At 68.8% G+C, this 16,856-nt stretch carries 16 protein-coding genes; 12 read left to right on the forward strand and 4 right to left on the reverse strand.

All coding sequences use genetic code 11. From position 1 onward, the window contains the following. Nucleotides 1-9 precede the first annotated feature (9 nt). Nucleotides 10-264, forward strand: a complete 255-nt coding sequence (locus ACNUDN_RS06005) for an acyl carrier protein (protein WP_419121101.1) — start codon at nt 10-12, stop codon at nt 262-264. A gap of 17 nt (nt 265-281) precedes the next feature. Then, nucleotides 282-1,436 (forward strand): site-2 protease family protein, encoded by a 1,155-nt coding sequence (locus ACNUDN_RS06010; protein WP_419121102.1) that lies wholly within the window; start codon nt 282-284, stop codon nt 1,434-1,436. Here ACNUDN_RS06010 and ACNUDN_RS06015 read toward each other — a convergent pair whose 3' ends face one another. After that, nucleotides 1,437-1,685, reverse strand: coding sequence for a hypothetical protein (locus ACNUDN_RS06015; RefSeq protein WP_419121103.1), 249 nt, complete (start codon nt 1,683-1,685; stop codon nt 1,437-1,439). A 231-nt stretch (nt 1,686-1,916) separates the two neighbouring features. Between ACNUDN_RS06015 and ACNUDN_RS06020 the strand changes: the two genes are divergently transcribed. The 6 genes from ACNUDN_RS06020 (at nt 1,917) to ACNUDN_RS06045 (ending at nt 7,982) form a co-directional block, all read left to right on the forward strand. Continuing rightward, nucleotides 1,917-3,524 carry a sensor histidine kinase gene (locus ACNUDN_RS06020; protein WP_419125030.1) on the forward strand — a complete coding sequence of 536 codons (1,608 nt, stop codon included), beginning with the start codon at nt 1,917-1,919 and terminating at the stop codon, nt 3,522-3,524. 143 nt (nt 3,525-3,667) lie between these two features. Then, complete coding sequence (locus ACNUDN_RS06025) at nt 3,668-3,946, forward strand: DUF1876 domain-containing protein (protein ID WP_419121104.1); 279 nt, start codon at nt 3,668-3,670, stop codon at nt 3,944-3,946. 5 nt (nt 3,947-3,951) lie between these two features. After that, nucleotides 3,952-4,953, forward strand: coding sequence for a zinc-binding alcohol dehydrogenase family protein (locus tag ACNUDN_RS06030; RefSeq protein WP_431959521.1), 1,002 nt, complete (start codon nt 3,952-3,954; stop codon nt 4,951-4,953). A gap of 207 nt (nt 4,954-5,160) precedes the next feature. Further along, on the forward strand, nt 5,161-6,048 hold the full coding sequence (locus tag ACNUDN_RS06035) for a universal stress protein (protein WP_419121105.1): 888 nt from the start codon (nt 5,161-5,163) through the stop codon (nt 6,046-6,048). Then, nucleotides 6,045-6,647 (forward strand): hypothetical protein, encoded by a 603-nt coding sequence (locus ACNUDN_RS06040; RefSeq protein ID WP_419121106.1) that lies wholly within the window; start codon nt 6,045-6,047, stop codon nt 6,645-6,647. Before ACNUDN_RS06035 ends, ACNUDN_RS06040 begins: the two co-directional genes overlap by 4 nt. A 135-nt stretch (nt 6,648-6,782) precedes the next feature. Next, complete coding sequence (locus ACNUDN_RS06045) at nt 6,783-7,982, forward strand: alpha/beta hydrolase family protein (RefSeq protein WP_419121107.1); 1,200 nt, start codon at nt 6,783-6,785, stop codon at nt 7,980-7,982. 28 nt (nt 7,983-8,010) lie between these two features. Here the strand turns inward: ACNUDN_RS06045 and ACNUDN_RS06050 are convergent, their stop codons facing one another. Further along, nucleotides 8,011-8,901: a universal stress protein gene (locus ACNUDN_RS06050; RefSeq protein WP_419121108.1), complete on the reverse strand. Its 891-nt coding sequence runs from the start codon at nt 8,899-8,901 to the stop codon at nt 8,011-8,013. A gap of 214 nt (nt 8,902-9,115) precedes the next feature. Between ACNUDN_RS06050 and ACNUDN_RS06055 the strand changes: the two genes are divergently transcribed. From ACNUDN_RS06055 to ACNUDN_RS06070, 4 genes are all read left to right on the forward strand, one after another. Next, complete coding sequence (locus tag ACNUDN_RS06055; protein ID WP_419121109.1) at nt 9,116-9,670, forward strand: redoxin domain-containing protein; 555 nt, start codon at nt 9,116-9,118, stop codon at nt 9,668-9,670. A 108-nt stretch (nt 9,671-9,778) separates the two neighbouring features. After that, nucleotides 9,779-11,233: a CHASE3 domain-containing protein gene (locus ACNUDN_RS06060; protein ID WP_419121110.1), complete on the forward strand. Its 1,455-nt coding sequence runs from the start codon at nt 9,779-9,781 to the stop codon at nt 11,231-11,233. 3 nt (nt 11,234-11,236) lie between these two features. Next, nucleotides 11,237-12,508 carry a hemolysin family protein gene (locus tag ACNUDN_RS06065; protein WP_419121111.1) on the forward strand — a complete coding sequence of 424 codons (1,272 nt, stop codon included), beginning with the start codon at nt 11,237-11,239 and terminating at the stop codon, nt 12,506-12,508. 61 nt (nt 12,509-12,569) lie between these two features. Further along, the gene (locus tag ACNUDN_RS06070) at nt 12,570-14,225 is read left to right on the forward strand and encodes an HAD-IIB family hydrolase (RefSeq protein ID WP_419121112.1); all 1,656 of its coding nucleotides are present in this window, start codon (nt 12,570-12,572) and stop codon (nt 14,223-14,225) included. Nucleotides 14,226-14,235: 10 nt separating this feature from the next. Here the strand turns inward: ACNUDN_RS06070 and ACNUDN_RS06075 are convergent, their stop codons facing one another. Together ACNUDN_RS06075 and ACNUDN_RS06080 are read right to left on the reverse strand one after the other, a co-directional pair. Beyond that, nucleotides 14,236-15,900: a cation:proton antiporter gene (locus ACNUDN_RS06075; RefSeq protein WP_419121113.1), complete on the reverse strand. Its 1,665-nt coding sequence runs from the start codon at nt 15,898-15,900 to the stop codon at nt 14,236-14,238. Between the two features lie 39 nt (nt 15,901-15,939). Next, nucleotides 15,940-16,815, reverse strand: a complete 876-nt coding sequence (locus ACNUDN_RS06080) for a universal stress protein (protein ID WP_419121114.1) — start codon at nt 16,813-16,815, stop codon at nt 15,940-15,942. Nucleotides 16,816-16,856: the final 41 nt, after the last annotated feature.

The following is a 16,856-nucleotide window of genomic DNA, read 5'->3' on the forward strand; positions in this document are numbered from 1 at the left end:
CGTGACGCCATGAGAACAGAGCAGGACATCCGCGTCGACATCCTGTCGGTGCTGACTTCGATCGCCCCCGAGGTGGAACCCGGCGAGATCGACGACGACGCGTTGTTGCGCGATCAGGTGGACCTCGACTCGATGGACTGGCTCAACTTTCTCGTCGGCATCCACAAGCGGTTGGCAGTCGAGATCCCCGAATCGGACTACCAGAAGCTGCGCACGCTCGCCGATGTCGTCCGGTACGTCGGGAACCACGCGACGTCGTCGTGAGCGGCGGGGAGGCGAGAGTGGGCAGCCCTCTGGTGCTGGGCAGGGTGCGCGGCCTCACCCTCAGTGTCCATTGGAGTGTGGTGGTCGTCGTCTGGCTGTTCGCGTGGAGCCTGGCCAGCACCCTCCCGCAGACGGCACCGGGCTATCCGCGGGCGGCGTACTGGCTGGCCGGTCTGTGCGGTTCGGCGTTGCTCGCCTCGGCGTTGTTCGCCCATGAACTCGCCCATGCGGTGGTGGCCCGCCGTGCGGGCATCCCGGTGCCGGAGGTGACCCTGTGGTTGTTCGGCGGGATGGCACGGCTCGCCGGGGACGCGAGCACGCCACGGGACGAGTTCCGAATGGCCGCAGCGGGTCCCGCATTGAGCCTGGCGCTGTCCGGGCTGTTCGCCGCGACCTCGGCGGCGCTGACGGCGGCCGGGGCCTCTCCGCTGGTCACTGCGGTGGTCACGTGGCTGGCGGTGGCCAATGCGGTCCTTGCGGTGTTCAACCTGCTGCCGGGCGCACCGTTGGATGGTGGACGCATCCTGCGTGCCTATCTCTGGCACCGCCACGGCGATCCCGTCCGCGCGGCAGTGGACGCGACGCGGGCAGGCAGCGCGGTCGCCTACGGTCTGATCGGGCTGGGCCTGCTCGAACTGCTGCTGGGCGCCGTCATCGCCGGAGCGTGGCTGGCGTTCATCGGGTGGTTCCTGCTCACCGCGTCGCGCGCGGAGAGAGCCGCCGTGCAGGCCCGCACGGCGCTCGCCGGGCTCCGGGTCGCTGACGTCATGACCCGATATCCGCGCACCGTCACCGAAGCGATGCCGGTGGACCGTTTTGTCGAGGAGGTGCTTCTGGCGGATCGACATTCGGCCTACCCGGTGGCCTCCGCCGACGGCAGGTGCACCGGCCTGGTGACATTGACCCAGATCCGCGGCGTCCCGCCGGCTGAGCGCGGTGGCACTCCACTGGCCGACATCGCTGTCCCGGGGGACCGGATGGCGACCGCCGGTCCGGGGGAGCCGCTCATCGAGGTGCTGGAGCGCCTCGATCGCAGCACCGGCAACCGCATCGTGGTGCTGGAGGCGGGCCGGGCCGTGGGTATCGTGACCGCTCTCGACATCGCCAGGTTGATCGATGTGCGCGCCCTGGCCGGGGCCGGTCGTGTGGAGCGGCCCGGCGCGCAACCGTAGTCAGCCGCGGTGGGCGGCCTGGACCGTTCGCCGCACCGCCTGTGCCCGCCGGCGCAGGGCGGCGGCCTCGCGCCGGATCCGGCGTGCCCGGGCGACCGCCGCGGCCGGCGGTACGACGTCGGCGGCGGTGCGGCGGCGTTCCCGACTGCGATAGGCGCGTTGTTTGCACGCCGCGCAGCAGTACCTGGCGTCGGCGCGACCGTAGAAGGCGAGTCCACACTCACCGCAGTGCAACCGAGCGGCGGCCATGACGTGCAATGTTACTGCTATCCGTAACGGCAGGCGCTCTGATCTGCGGTTTTGTCGGAAATTTCGTCCCCGCCAACCATGTACGGCCGCACCGTCGGCTGCGACAATTGACGCATCCGTACGGGGGTGACCGTGAGAGACCGAAATCAGTCTGTATGCGGGTCGCGGGGCCCCGACGATCTGCGGCGCATTCACCAACTGCTCGGCGAATTGGCCGTCGACCGCGACCGGATGGGCCAGCTGCTGCAGGTGGCGATCGAGATCGGTTCCGAGCTGGAATTGGACGCGACGCTGCACCGCATCGTGAGCGCCGGCAAGGCGATGACCGCGGCCCGCTTCGGTGCCATCGGGGTGTGGGGTGACGATGACGCGTTGACCTCGTTTGTGCACGACGGGGTGGATACCGCGACAGTGGACGCCATCGGCCGCCTTCCGGTCGGTGCGGGTGTGTTGGGCCTGCTGCGCCACGGCACCGACCCGGTGCGCCTCGACGACCTCACCGTCCACCCCGCGGCGGCCGGATTCCCCCGCGGCCATCCCGCGCTGCGCGCTTTTCTGGGGGTGCCGATCCACGTTCGCGGTGAGCCGTTCGGCAGTCTGTACCTCGCCGACGATCGGCCGGATTTCAGTTTCACCGACGGCGCCGAGGTCTCGGCCCGAGCGCTGGCTTCGATTGCCGCGGTGGCCCTCGACAACGCCCGGCTGTTCGAACAGGTCCGTGCCGCCGCGCGCTGGACCGAAGCAGGCCGAGAGATCACCGCCGCCGTGCTCACCGACGACGAACCCTACCTGGGTCCGTTGCAGCTGATCGCGCGCCGTGCCTGCGAGCTCACCGACGCAGAGCAGGGGATCGTTCTCATACCGACCGAACCCGACCGCCCGGCCTGGGAAGCCGCTACGCTCACCGTGGCCGCCGCCTTCGGTCCATGCGCGGAAGATGTTCTCGGCCAACAGGTTCCGGTGTGCGGCTCGACCACCGGCACGGTGTTCAGGACGGGTGAGCCGATGATCACCGAGGCGTTCCGCCGGCCCATCCCGGCCTTCACCGACGCGGGTGAACGTCCGGCGATCGTGGTGCCACTGCGCGCGGACCAGCAGTGCGTCGGTGTCATGGCGCTGGCCCGCGGCAGATGCGCACCCGGATTCGACGCCGGCCACCTCGTCCCGGTGCGTCACTTCGCCGACCACGCGGCAATCGCGCTGACGATGGCCCGGGCCCGCTGTGCGGCCACCGAACTTGCGATGCTCACCGACCGGGAGCGCATCGCCCACGATCTGCACGACCAGGTCATCCAGCGGGTTTTCGCAGTGGGTCTGGACCTGCAAGGAGTCGCCGCCCGCGTGCGATCACCGGAGATCTCCCACCGGTTGTCCGCGTCGATCGACGATCTGCAGGCGGTGATCTCCGAGATCAGGTCGACGATCTTCAACCTGCAGAAGCCGACGCACGCGCACGGGGCGTTGGCCACCCGCATTCGGCATGTGTTCTGGCGCCTGACCGAAGACCGTGACGTGGCGGCGACGCTGTCCTTGTCCGGTCCGATGGACCTGGTGGCCGCCTCCCTGGTCGACGATGCCGAGGCGGTCGTGCTGGAGGGGCTCAGCAACGCTGTCCGTCATTCGGGGGCATCGGCGATCAGCGTGGAGGTCACCGTCGGCGACGATGTCCACATCAGGATCTGTGACGACGGCCGGGGCATCGCCGCGGACGATCGCCGACGCAGCGGCCTCGGGAACCTGGCCTCGCGGGCCCGGGTCGCCGGCGGCGCGTTCGACATCGACAGTTCGCCGGGTGGGGGTACGCGACTGACGTGGCGTGTGCCGCTGTCCCGCGGCTGAGGCGGTGAATGCGGGTTGATCGCAGCACCTGCCCGGCCACCGCGCCGAACGGCCGGTCGGCTAGATCCATTCGGCCCTACGGCGTGGTTCAGGCAGGCGTTAGCCTCGTGCAGACCGGTCGACATCGAGCGAAGGAGTTCATCATGACGGACTCGATCCGGGCACCGAAAGAGTGGACGGTCGGCGTCTCGGTCGACGAGCACGACGGTCAGACCCGCGCCACGGCATGGTTGGTCTGGGACGAAACACATGTGACCGGCGTCGGTCTGGCCCGGTGCAATCCGTCCGACCGGGACGTTCCCGCCATCGGGGACGAACTGGCCGTGGCGCGGGCGTTGTCCGATCTGGCGCGTCGACTGCTGGAGCGGACTGCGCGCGACATCGAGACCGTCACCCACGAACACGTGGCGGCGCTGGATTGACCGATATGCGTGCGTGGCGGGTGCGCGCTCCGGGACCGATCGCCGCCCGTCCAATGCAACTGTCGACCGCCCGCACCCCGGAGCCAGCCGGCTCCGATCTGCTCATCGCCGTCCGGGCGTGCGGGGTGTGCCGGACCGATCTGCACGTCGTCGAAGGCGACCTGCCGGTGCATCACCGGCATGTCACACCCGGTCACGAGGTGGTGGGTGAGGTCGTGGCGCTGGGACCAGAGGCCGGTACGGAATTTGCCGTCGGTGATCGGGTCGGCGTGGCATGGCTGCGCCATACCTGCGGGACGTGCCGGTACTGCATTGGCGGTCGGGAGAACCTGTGCCCGCAGTCGCGTTACACCGGTTGGGACGCCGACGGGGGATACGCCGAATTCCTCACCGCGCCCGCTGATTTCGTACACCGGCTGCCCAGCGGCTACTCCGAGGCCGAGCTGGCGCCGCTGTTGTGCGCCGGCATCATCGGTTACCGCTCCTTGTTGCGTGCGGAGCTGCCGACCGGAGGGCGGCTCGGCATCTACGGATTCGGCGGTAGCGCACACATCACCGCACAGGTCGCCCTCGCCCAGGGGGCCGAGGTCCACGTGATGACGCGGGGCGCGCGGGCGCGCGAACTGGCACTGGCCCTGGGGGCGGCGTCCGCGCAGGGCGCCGCGGATCCCCCGCCGGTGACGCTCGATGCCGCAATACTTTTCGCGCCGGTCGGAGAACTCGTCCTACCTGCCCTGGCGGCGCTCGACCGGGGCGGCACACTCGCGGTCGCGGGGATTCATCTCACCGACATTCCGGTGCTCAACTACCAGCGACACCTGTTCCAGGAGCGCCAGCTGCGGTCGGTCACCTCCAACACACGCTCGGATGCGCGGGAATTCCTCGCCTTCGTCGAGACGCACCACATCGAGGTCACCGCGCCGCGTTATCCGCTGGAGCGGGCCGACGTCGCCCTCGCCGATCTGAGCGCGGGCCGGATCGCCGGGGCTGCAGTACTGGTCGTCTAGAGCGCCAATCGGCACCTTCAGAACGGGACCAACGGCCCTAATGCTGTTCCGGTGCGCAGCCTTAGCGTGATGTGCAGGATCGGGCGATATCAGGAGGGCGACCATGGACTGGCCGACAGCCGCCGTGCTCATTGCCGTCGTCATCGCCGTGATGGTGGTGGCCAGCACCTACATCGCCGGGCGCTACTCGAAGTGATCGGACGACAGATGGCGGACAGTTCGGCGCAGTTCGGCGTCGTGGTCGGGGTCGACGGGTCGCAGGAGTCCGGTGCGGCGCTGCGGTGGGCCGCCCGGGAAGCGCAGCTGTTCGGAATGCCGCTCACCGTGGTGTACATCATCGCGCCGACCGTGGTGACCTGGCCGATGGTGCCGTTGCAGGACACCGTCGCCCAGTGTCAGCGGGAGAACGCCGAAGAGACCCTGTCCCGCGCGCGTACCGAGGTGCTGTCGATGGCGGCGGCATCGGGGCAGGGCATCGAAGTCCGCACCGAGGTGCGGTATTCGTCGGTGCTGCCCGCGCTGGTGGAGGTTTCCAAGGATGCACAGCTTGTCGTGGTGGGCAGTAGGGGCATGGGGACTGTGAGCCGGCTCGTGTTGGGGTCGGTGAGCGACGGTCTGCTGCACCACGCCCACGGTCCCGTGACGGTCGTGCACACCAAGGGCGGACGGCTCCCCGATGCATCGGCGCCGGTCGTGGTGGGCATCGACGGCTCACCGGTGTCCGAAGCGGCGACGGCGGTGGCCTTCGACGAGGCGGCCCGACGACGGGTCGACCTGGTGACGGTGCATGTGTGGAGCGACAGCAGCGGACTGCCACTACAGGGGCGGGCGTGGCGAGACCAGAAGCAGTACGCCGAAGAGGTCCTCGCCGAACGTCTGGCGGGCTGGCAGGAGCAGTATCCGGACGTGCGAATCCACCGGCACGTCGAGTTCGACGAGCCGGCCCGCCACCTCATCGGAAAATCCTGTGCTGCACAGCTTGTCGTCCTGGGCAGCCACGGCCGGGGCGGATTCTCCGGGATGCTGCTCGGGTCGGTCAGTTCCGCGGTGGCCCACTCGGTCGACATACCCGTGACGGTGGTCCGGCCGCGATGACCGAGCCCTTGGTGCCGACACCCCCGGCCGTGCCCCCGCCGGCGCTCGAGGCCGGGCCCGAGGTCACTTCGCGTCGCGCCTGGTATCGCAGCTTCCCGGTGCTCGTCGGGCTCGCGATCGTCATTGCTGTCGCCGTCGCGTCGGGCATCGTCGCGATCGTGCTGGGCGGCGGTGGACCGACCACCGACCGCATCGGACCCTCAGAACGCGCCGCGCTCGCCGAATGGTGGTCCACCGCCTATCCGCACGTCACCGATCTGCAACAGGCCCTCGACGATTCGCGAAAAGCGCTGGGGAGCATGGACGGCCCCGGGCTCGCTGCGGCATGCCAGCGGATGCACGATGCCGCGGGGGTCGACCTGTCCGCCCATCTACCCGCCCCGGATCGGGATCTGACCGCGGAACTCAACGCGGCCGCGGTGGACGCCCATGCGGCGGCGCACATGTGCCTTTCGGTGCTCGGGCAGACGCTGAACAACTACGACGCCGAGTTCATCACCAACGTCGATCAGGCCGATCGGCACCTCAAGGCCGCGGTGGCGATCGTCAACCGGACGCTGACCCGCCAGGCGCGGTGGCTGAGTCACCGGGGCGGGTGAGCGTGCCGAGGATCTTGTGCGCCGATGCCGGCGGGGAGCGGTGTCGGTCCCGGCCCAATCCTGTTGACCTTTTCCACTTTCGCGAGGACCAACGGCTCTGCGGCGACTGTCGCCGCGACGGTTAGCGTTGTGCCCGTGGCTCCCTCGCTGTTCAACACCCTACGTCCCCTGGCCAGGGCCGGGAGTTACTACGCGCGGTCCTGGCGTGACTACCTCGACGGCGAATCCCCGCAGCTGCCGATCGCCCGGCCGACCATGGCGCTGGCTGCCGAGGCACTGCGCGACGAGGTCGTCCTGCTCGGGCTGCGGGCCCGGCGACCACTCAGCGATCCCGAGGCGTTTCAACGGATTCACGGCGAAGTCCTCGCGGCCCGGGATTTCTACCGCTCCCTGGGGTGGATCGGGAAACCCGGGGCGTTCTTCCCGACGCCGCATCCGCTCACCGACGTCGAAATCGCACCGGTGCGCCGACGCAACCACACCTACGCCCGGATGCGTTGGGACAGCGACTATCTTCCCCACCCCGGCGAACCGGGTGGCGACCGCTGGACGGGCTACGCCGCCAACCGCCGAGGGTACGGTCTGCTGCTGCGTCACCGAAAACCGCGACCGTGGCTGGTGTGCATCCACGGAACCGAGATGGGTCGCGCGGCCTTGGATCTGGCGTTGTTCCGGGCCTGGTACCTACACGAGGAGCTGGGACTCAACGTGGTGCTGCCGGTGCTGCCCATGCACGGTCCGCGTGGTCGCAACCTGCCCCGCGGGGCGGTGTTCCCGGGCGAGGACGTGCTCGACGACATGCACGCCACCGCGCACGCGGTATGGGACATCCGCAGCCTTCTCGGCTGGATCCGCGCCGAGCAACCGGGCGCGGCAATCGGTGTGTATGGGCTGTCTCTCGGCGGCTTCATCGCGGCGCTGGTGGCCAGCCTCGACGACGAACTGACCTGCGCGGTGCTGGGCGTCCCGGTCGCCGATCTCATCGACCTACTCGGCCGCCACTCCGGTTTGGCGCACGACGATCCCAGGTGGCAGACGATTCTGCTCGCCGCCCCGCTCGGCCGGATGATCTCGCCGCTGTCCCTGGAGCCCCTGGTGCCGATGTCGGGCCGGTTCATCTACGCCGGTCTCGCCGATCAGGTGGTGCATCCCCGGGAGCAGGTGACCCGGCTGTGGGAACACTGGGGCCGGCCGAACATCGCCTGGTATCGCGGTGGGCATACCGGTTTTTTCCAGTCCCGGCCGGTGCATGACTTCGTCACCGACGCCCTCGTCCGGTCCGGGCTCATCACCGCAACGGACCACCCCGGCGAGCCGGACTCGGCCACCGGCTGAACTGCCCGGCCGACCTCCGACCGCCGGCTCACCGCCGGACGACGATCACCGGAACCTGCGCCGAATGCACGACCGCCCTGCTTACCGAGCCCAGGGCCGCACTTGTTGCGGCACCGCGGCCGTCGCTGCCCACCACCACGAGCTGAGCCTGCTGCGCCTGTTCGAGCAGGCGGCTCGCCGGCCGGTCGGCGACCACCACCGGTCGTACGGTCACCGTCGGGTAGCGATCACGCCACCCGGACAAGTAGTCGTCGAACGCGTTCTCTTCGTGCTCCTTGAGATTGCGCCACTCGATGGGTGCCCAGTTCATACTGGCGAAACCCAGTGGACCCATATCCGACCACGCGTGCACCGCGATCAGTTCGACGTGACGGCGGTCGGCTTCGTCGAAGGCGAGCGCGGCCGCCAGCTCCGACGTCGGGGACATGTCCATTCCGACCACGACGGGAGCTTGCGGGGACAGCGAACTCTCGCCGTGGATCACCGCCACCGGGCAGTGGGCGCGGTGCACGACGCCGGAGCTGACCGACCCGAGCAACGCCCGGGCCACCGAGCCGGTTCCGAGGCACCCGGTCACCACCAGGTCGGCGGTCTCGGACAGTTCGATCAACGTCGGCAGGATCGGCCCGCCGAGCACCGCGGTGGTGATCTGCGCGATCCGACCGGGAGCGGCTTCGACGGCAACCTTGTACGCGTCCCGGGTGATCTGGCGCGCTTGGTCCTCGGCGAATTCGGCGTAGGCGACCGGCAGTTCCGGCCACGGTGTGGCCGGCATCACGATCGGCGGCACCACGTGGACCACGTGCAGGGGCCGGTCCCACAGCTGCGCTTCGCGGGCTGCCCACTCGACGGCCGCCATGGCGGATGCCGACCCGTCCACGCCGACCACGATTCCGGTCCTGTCACTGGAAGTGCCCATCACGGGCCCCCTTTTCGGTCAACGGTCCGTCGTCGGTTCCGGCTCCGAGCCTAGGGGGGCCAGCCTGCCCGCACCGGAGTCGTTGGTCGCCTGCGTTGGGGTCTTTGGACACCCGGCAAGCGCTTTCGGGTCAGCATGTCCTCCAACCCTCGACAGTCTTATACCCTAGGGGGTATACTGTCGTGCGTCGTAGGCCGCAGAAAGGAATTCCGCAATGACCGCCACCGAAGGGCCTGGAACGACTGCCGCTGTGACGATGCCCCGCATCGGGGACCCGGCTCCGTCGTTCACCGCCGCCACCACCCAGGGTGAGATCAACTTTCCCACCGACTATCTCGGCAAGTGGGTCATCCTGTTCTCGCACCCGGCCGACTTCACCCCGGTGTGCACCACCGAATTCATCACCTTCGCCTCGATGCAGAGCGAATTCCGGTCCTATAACACGGAATTGGTAGGGTTGTCGGTGGATGGTCTGTACAGCCATATTGCCTGGTTACGCACGATCAAGGACCGGATCTCCTACCGCGACATGCGCGATGTCGAGGTCACCTTTCCGCTAATCGACGATGTGTCGATGGAGGTATTCGATGTCGCAACCCCTGCGGATTGGCGCCCGGGCGACGCGGTGATCGTTCCTCCGGCCGGTTCGTGCGGTACCGCACAGAGTCGGATGACAGACCAGACCGACGGAATCGAGTGTCAGGACTGGTTCTTCTGCACCCGAGAGCTTCCCGCCGACGAGGTCGAGTCCCGCATCCGGCATTGCTGATCGGGCCCGATGGGCAGATGGGGGCCGAAGTGCCCTTGCGTCGGCAGCCGGCGCACGAGCAGGGTTGATCTCAGCCCATTTCTGACCAGATTGGGAACAGCGACTTCCATGTCCGAGAACAGCGGCCCGCGGCGGCTCTCGCTCAAACAGCTCATCTGGGCGTGTCTGGGCGTGATCGCCGCGGTGTTCCTTGCCGTGTCGACGGTTGCGGTCATCGGGCAGATCAGGGTGGCCCGCGCGGTCGACGAGCTGAGCACTCAGCTCGATTCGGTCCAACGCGACGTCGAGGTGCTGCGTCGTGCGTACGTCGACCAGGAGACCGGACAGCGGGGCTACCTGCTCACCGGCAGCGCCGTGACGTTGGAGCCCTACGCCGCGGGGGTGGCAACCGCCGAAGAAACTCTCACCCGGCTGCGGGCGGACCTCGCTGACGATCCCGAGGCCGGGGTGCTGCTCGATCGCATCACCGCGGCTGCCGCGGCGTGGACGACCGAGGCGGCCGAGCCGCACATCGCGGTCCGGCGCGAGGGTCCGGTGTCGCCGCAGACGGAGGCCGGCATGGCGCTGGAGGGCAAGCGCCTGTTCGACCGACTGCGTACCGAACTGCGGGCGCTGGGCGCCTACACCGCCGCTCTGAGCGAGGCGCAGGTCGTGCACATCCAGGCCGTGCAGCGGACGGCGACCACGGTGCAGGCGGTCGGCGCGGTGATTCTGTTGCTCACCGTCGTCGGTGCGGTGATCGTGATCCGGCGTTTGCTCACCCAACCGGTGCGGGTGCTGGTGCAACGGGTCAAAGAGGTTGCCGCAGGCGATGACGACAGACCGCTGCCCCGACCGGGACTGCGTGAGACCACCGAAATCGCCGACGCCGTCGAGCAGATGCGACTGAGCCTGCGCGCCAGCACCGATCTGCTGGTCGACAGTGAGCTGCGCGAGGAACAGGCGCGGATCGCGGCGGACCTGCATGACCGGGTGATCCAGCGGGTGTTCGGTCTGGGGCTAGGGCTGACCTCGGCGAGCTCCCGGCGCAACCCCGACCTGGAGCCGTTCATCGACGAAACCGATGCCATCATCCGGGACCTGCGGGAGGTGATCTTCAACCTGCACCAGACGATCGCCCCGACCGGCCGCTCGACGAGGCTGCGCTCGGCAGTCATCGACGTGGTCGAGGGCAGCGCGCCGGCGCTCGGATTCAGCCCGACTCTGCAGTTCGACGGCCCGGTCGACGCGGCACCGCTGTGCCCCGAACTGTACGCCGCGGTGCTCGCGGTCGTGCGTGAGGCGCTGAGCAACGTGGCCCGGCATGCAGGGGCCACCGCTGTCGCGGTGAATGTCGAGGTGTCCACGGATCGGTTGCGAATCATCGTCCGTGACAACGGTATCGGCGTGTCCGACCAGGACGTGTTGGGGCACGGGCGGCGCAACATCGCTGCGCGGGCGGCACAGTTCGGCGGGACAGCGACGGTCTGCAACAATGCGGACGGCCCTGGCGCGGTGGTGGAGTGGATTGTCCCGCTGCAGCAGAACACTGTTGTCGATGCCGCGCAGTCCCGGTCGCGGTAGCCGGTGAACGGGTACTGGCTCGACCTGGCGCTGGTGGCCCTTCTCGTGCTCGTCAACGGTCTGCTGTCGGGAAGCGAGGCGGCGTTCATCTCGCTGGGGGAAGGACAGCTGCGCGATATGCAACGGCGCGGTGGTCGTGCCGAGCGGGCCGTCGTGCGGTTGGCGCGGGAACCGAACCGGTTCCTGGCCACCATCCAGCTCGGCATCACGCTGGCCGGTTTCCTGGCCTCGGCGGCCGCGGCCGTCTCGCTGGCCGGACCACTGCAGGCCCGGCTCGAATTCCTCGGCCGGGCCGCCGGCGTGGTCAGCATCACCACCGTCACGGTGCTGGTCACCGCGGCGACGCTGGTGGTCGGGGAGCTGGCCCCCAAACGCCTGGGCATGCAGTACGCACGCCGCTGGGCGGTGCTGGTGGCGCCGTTGCTGCGGGCAATGGCGCTGGTGGCCACTCCGGTCGTGTGGCTGCTCGGCAGGGCGACCGACCTCGTCGTGCGGGTGCTGGGCGGCGACCCGGATGTCGGCAAGAAAGAACCGACCTTCGGGGAGCTGCGTGAGCTGATCGTCGCGCACAGCGGGCTGAACGACGAACAGCGCAAGATCATCTCCGGCGCACTGGAAATCCACGAACGAGCGCTGCGGGAGGTCGTCGTCCCCCGAACCTCGGTGTTCCGGCTTCGCGCGGACCTTCCGGTGCCACAGGCGCTCACGGCACTGGCGCGTTCAGGGCACACCCGGGCACCGGTGGTGCCGGCCGGCGAGCTCGACGATGCCATCGGCGTGGTGCACCTGCGCGACCTGCTGGGCCGCACCGGAACCGTGGCCGACGTGGTGCGCCCGGCACTGCTGCTCCCGGACAGCCTGCGGGTCACCGGCGCCATGTCGCGCCTGATGGCCGAGCGCGAACAGTTCGCCCTGGTAGTCGCCGAACGCGGCGGTATCGCCGGGGTCGTGGCTCTCGAAGACCTGCTCGAAGAGCTCGTCGGCGAGATCTACGACGAAGAGGACGAGGACGTCAGGGCGGTACGGGTACTACCGGACGGCAGTCGGCTGCTGCCGGGATCGTTTCCGATCCACGATCTGGTCGACCTCGGCGTCGACCCCTCGCAGCTACCGGAGGGCGACTACACCACGATCGCGGGCCTGATCCTCAGCCGTCTCGGACGGATACCAACCCGCGCCGGTGACCAGGTGCACATCGGCGGATACCGCTTCGAGGTCACGGCGGTGGACAGACACGCCATCACCGAGGTGCGGCTGGGTGTCCAAGGACCCTAGAGACCAGTCCCGCCGGCAGCTTAGGTTGGGATGCGGGCGGAGAGCTCGGAATTGGGGTGAGATGGCGTTCTTTCAGATCGTGGCGGCCGATATCGACGGAACGCTGACCTCGGCCGGTGCGCTGTCCGACGAGGCGCTGCGCGCCATTCGGCGGAGCCGGGACAGAGGGGTTTGCGTCGTCTTCGTGACCGGCCGCATCGCGGCCGAACTGTATGCGGAGTTCCCCGGCATCGCCGACCACGCCGACGCGCTCGTGCTGGAGAACGGTGCCGTGGCGGTGATCGACGGGCAGGAAACGGTGCTGACCGCTCCGGTGGAGCCGGCCCTCGACACCGAACTGACGCGGCGGCGCATCCCTTTCCGTCGCGGTGCCGCCCTGATCGCGGCCGACGCTCAGTACGCCCCGGATGTCATCGAGGCGATCGGCGTGTTGGGCCTGGACTGTCAGATCGTCCGCAACCGGGACGCGCTGATGGTGCTGCCCGCCGGGGTCACCAAAGGCAGCGGGCTGCACAGCCTGCTGTCGCGCCTGAACCGCTCACTGCACAACACGATCGCGATCGGTGACGCCGAGAACGACCTGTCGATGATGGCAGCCTCCGAGATCGGCGTCGCCGTGGCCAATTCGGTCGCCTCGGTCAAGGCGCATGCCGATCTGGTCCTCGACGACCGTGACGGCAAGGGTGTCGCCAGGCTGCTGGACGGGCCGATTCTGAGCGGCGCACGGCGGTGGTGCCCGATCCGCAGATGGATCCATGTCGGCACGTTCGAGGACCAGACCCCGGCCCAACTACCGGGCAGTCAGGGACGCATCGTGGTCACCGGGCCGCCGGGTTCCGGCAAGAGCCACCTCATCGGCCTGATGGCCGAACAGTGGATCCTCGCCGGGTATGGCGTGCTGGTCGTCGACCCGGAGGGCGACCACACCGAGCTGAGAGAACTGGACAACGTCGTCCTGGTCGACAGCAGGCATCGTCTTCTCGAGCCGACTGATCTGGTCGAAATGCTGCATCCCCGAACAAGTCTTGTCGTGGACCTGTCGGCGCTGGACGGGGATGCCAAGCGCGGGTACGCACATCGACTGCGGACGGTGGTCGAGGCGCACCGTGAGCGACACGGCTTCCCGCACTGGGTGATCTGGGATGAGGCCCATCTTCTGGGGCCCGGGCAGGAACAGCGCTGGGTGCGCCGGGGTGGTTATGTGCTGTCGTCCTTCGCGCCGGCGACGCTGCCTGCCGAGGAGATCGACGCCAGCGACGTGGTGTTGGAGACCCACCTCACGGATCGCACCGGCGCCGTGCCGTATCCGGTGCCGCAGGCCACCGTGCGGCACGGGACCGCTCGGCCACGGCCTTTCACCGTCGCCACCCGCCGGACTACGCACATCCGGCACCGGCACAAGTACGCCGACGTCGCGCTTCCGCGGGAGCGGCGGTTCTACTTCCACCAGCCCGACGGCCGGTTCGTCGCGCCGGCCGCCACGCTGCGTGACTTCGGGGAGGCGGTGGTCCAGTTGACCCCCGAGGCCCTGCAGTTCCATCTGGAGCGGGGCGACTTCTCCCGTTGGCTCGGACACACCATCGCCGACGCCGAACTGGCGGCCGAAGTGGCGTCCTGGGAAGACGAGTTGCTCGCCCACCGGGCCGCCGAAGCAGAACGGCTCCGCATCCGCATCGCCGACGCGGTGCGGACCCGCTACCTCGGCGAGCCCGACTGAAATCCGGCGTTCATCCGGGCTGCCGTTCGTCGCCGGGGTCGGGCCCGTCGGTGGTGAGAAGGTCGTGCAAGGTCTCCGAGGTGGTGTGGGCGGCGGTCGAGAAAGGCTCAAGCACGATGTCGACTCCAGTGGCGCGCAGGCGCTCGGCGTCGAATCGGGTGTGGGCGGTCAACGCGACGGCGCCGGCGAAGTGGTGCTGTCGAAGTCCTTGCAGTAACGCGAGGTTGGTCTGCAGGACCGGGATCGCGCTGATGACGTAGCGGGCCCGGTCCAGTGGCAGCGCCTCGAGCAGGTCGAGATCCTCGGCGCTGCCGAAGGTCGCCGACACACCGTTACGGCGGTGCCTGCTCACCCCGTGCGGGTCGAAATCCACACCGAGGACCCGGTGCCCCGCGCTGGTGAGTCGCTCGGCGAGGTGACTGCCGAAACGGCCCAGGCCGAACAGGATGACGTCGAACTCGTCGTCGTCCTCGGCCGTCGACGGGCTGCGGACACGTTTGCGTTCGAACACCGCCAGCCAGCGCTGCAACCGCGCGAAGAGCTGTTCGGAGTACATGATCATGTAGGTCGAACCGCCGATGGTGATCAAGCCGACCACGGTGATCAGGCTGACCGTGGCGTTGGAGATATGGCCCAGACTGAGCCCCAACGCCGCCAGGATCAGCGAGAATTCCGAGATCTGTGCAACGGTGAGCCCGGCCAGAAAGCTGGTGCGTACCGGGTAGCGCATCGCGGTCATGATCACGATCACGATCAGCGGATTGCCGATCAGGACGAAAGCCGACAGGACCGAGGCCTCCAGGAGCTGCCGTGCGGCGTCGGTGAAACTCAGCTGCGCGCCCAGATTCAGGAAGAAGAACAGCAGCAGGAAGTCCCGCAGACTGGTCAGCCGTGCGCCGACCGCATCACGGAACCGGGTGCCCGCCAATGACACTCCCGCCAGGAACGCCCCGACCTCGGAGCTGAAACCGAGCCACTCGCTCAACGCCGCGACCGACACCGCATAGGCGACGCCGAACAGCATCAGCAGTTCCTGGGACTGCGCGATCTGCGGGAGCAGCCATGGCAGCACGTAACGCATCATCAGCCAGGTGCCGACGAGCAGGCCCAGACCTTTGGCGAGCACCGCGACGATGCCGAAACCCAGCATGTCGCCGGTGCTCTGCCCGAACGCGGTGAGCGCGATCATCACCAGGACCACGACGATGTCCTGGACGATCAGGAAGCCGACGGCGATCCGCCCGTGCAGCTGGTCGAGCTCACGCTTGTCCGACAGCAACTTGACGATGATGATGGTCGACGAAAACGTCAGCGCGACAGCCACATAGACAGCCGTAACGGTGTCCATGCCCAGCGCGACAGCCAGAAAGAACCCTATGACGGAGGTGAACACCACCTGCCCCAGGCCGGTGGCGACCGCCACCGGGCCGGTGTTGCGGATCATCTGCAGGTCCAGGCGCAGCCCCACCAGGAACAGCAGGATGGCGATCCCGAGCCGGGCCAGGAGTTCGACGGTGCTGTCGCTGGACACCCAGCCCGCGCCCACCGGTCCGACAGCGATCCCGACCACGATGAATGCGACGATCAGCGGCTGACGCAGCCGCACGGCGACCACACCTGCGGCGGTCGCGATCGCCAGGACGAGCGCGATGGTGGCGAACGGATGAAGGTCCATGGCGGCGATGTCAGCCGCGGCCGGCGAGGGTCACCACGGTCATGGCCGGCGGGCCACCAGGACCGGAACCTTCGCCGCCTGCACCACCGCGCCGCTGACCGAGCCGAGCAGCGTGCCCGTCACGGCACCGTAGCCGTGGCTGCCCACCACCACGAGCTGGGCGTCGTCGGATCGGGCCACCAGCTGGCGTGCCGGCTCGTCGGGAACGACGACGCGCTCGACCGACACGCCGGGGTATCGCTGTTGCCATTCGGCCAGCTGGCGGGCCGCTTCGCGATCGACCTCGGGACGGATCTCGTCCCAGTCGAAGCCTGGCATCTCGAACGCGCCCGGTGACCACCACGCGTGCAGCGCGATCAGCCCCACCCCGCGCTGGGAGGCCTCCTGAAACGCGATGTCGACGGCGGATTCGGAGGCCGCCGAACCGTCGAAACCCAGTAACACCGGCGCTCCCGGCTGCGGCGGCGACGCTTCGTCGTGCACCACCACGACCGGGCAGTGAGCGCGATGCACCAGGCCCGTGCTGGTACTGCCCAGCATCATTCGTGCAAGTCCACCGCGGCCCCGGGACCCGACCACCACCATCCCCGCGGTGCGGGACTCCTCGACCAGCGCCGCGGTCGGGGTCGCGACAGCGAACTCAATGGTCACCGGCACGGCGCCGGCGGTGAGCCGCTCGGCGATCTGGCGAGCGTCGGTCAGGATGTCCTGACCGATCTGCCGCTGCCAGTCGAGGAAGCCGGTCGGCACCGGCACCACCGGCCACGCCCCGATCGGCAGCGTGGTGGCGTACAGGATGACGAGCGGCACTCCGCGCCGGCCGGCCTCGGCAGCGGCCCATTCCAGGGCAGGCTGTGACGACGGCGAATCGTCGACACCGACGACGATCTTCCCGATCTCGGTGGCAGCGGCCATGCTGTCTGCGTCTCCTGTTCTCGGCTGGGCGGCGGCAGGTG

The sequence above is a fragment of the Mycobacterium sp. smrl_JER01 genome (assembly GCF_048513595.2).
Classification (GTDB): Bacteria; Actinomycetota; Actinomycetes; order Mycobacteriales; family Mycobacteriaceae; genus Mycobacterium.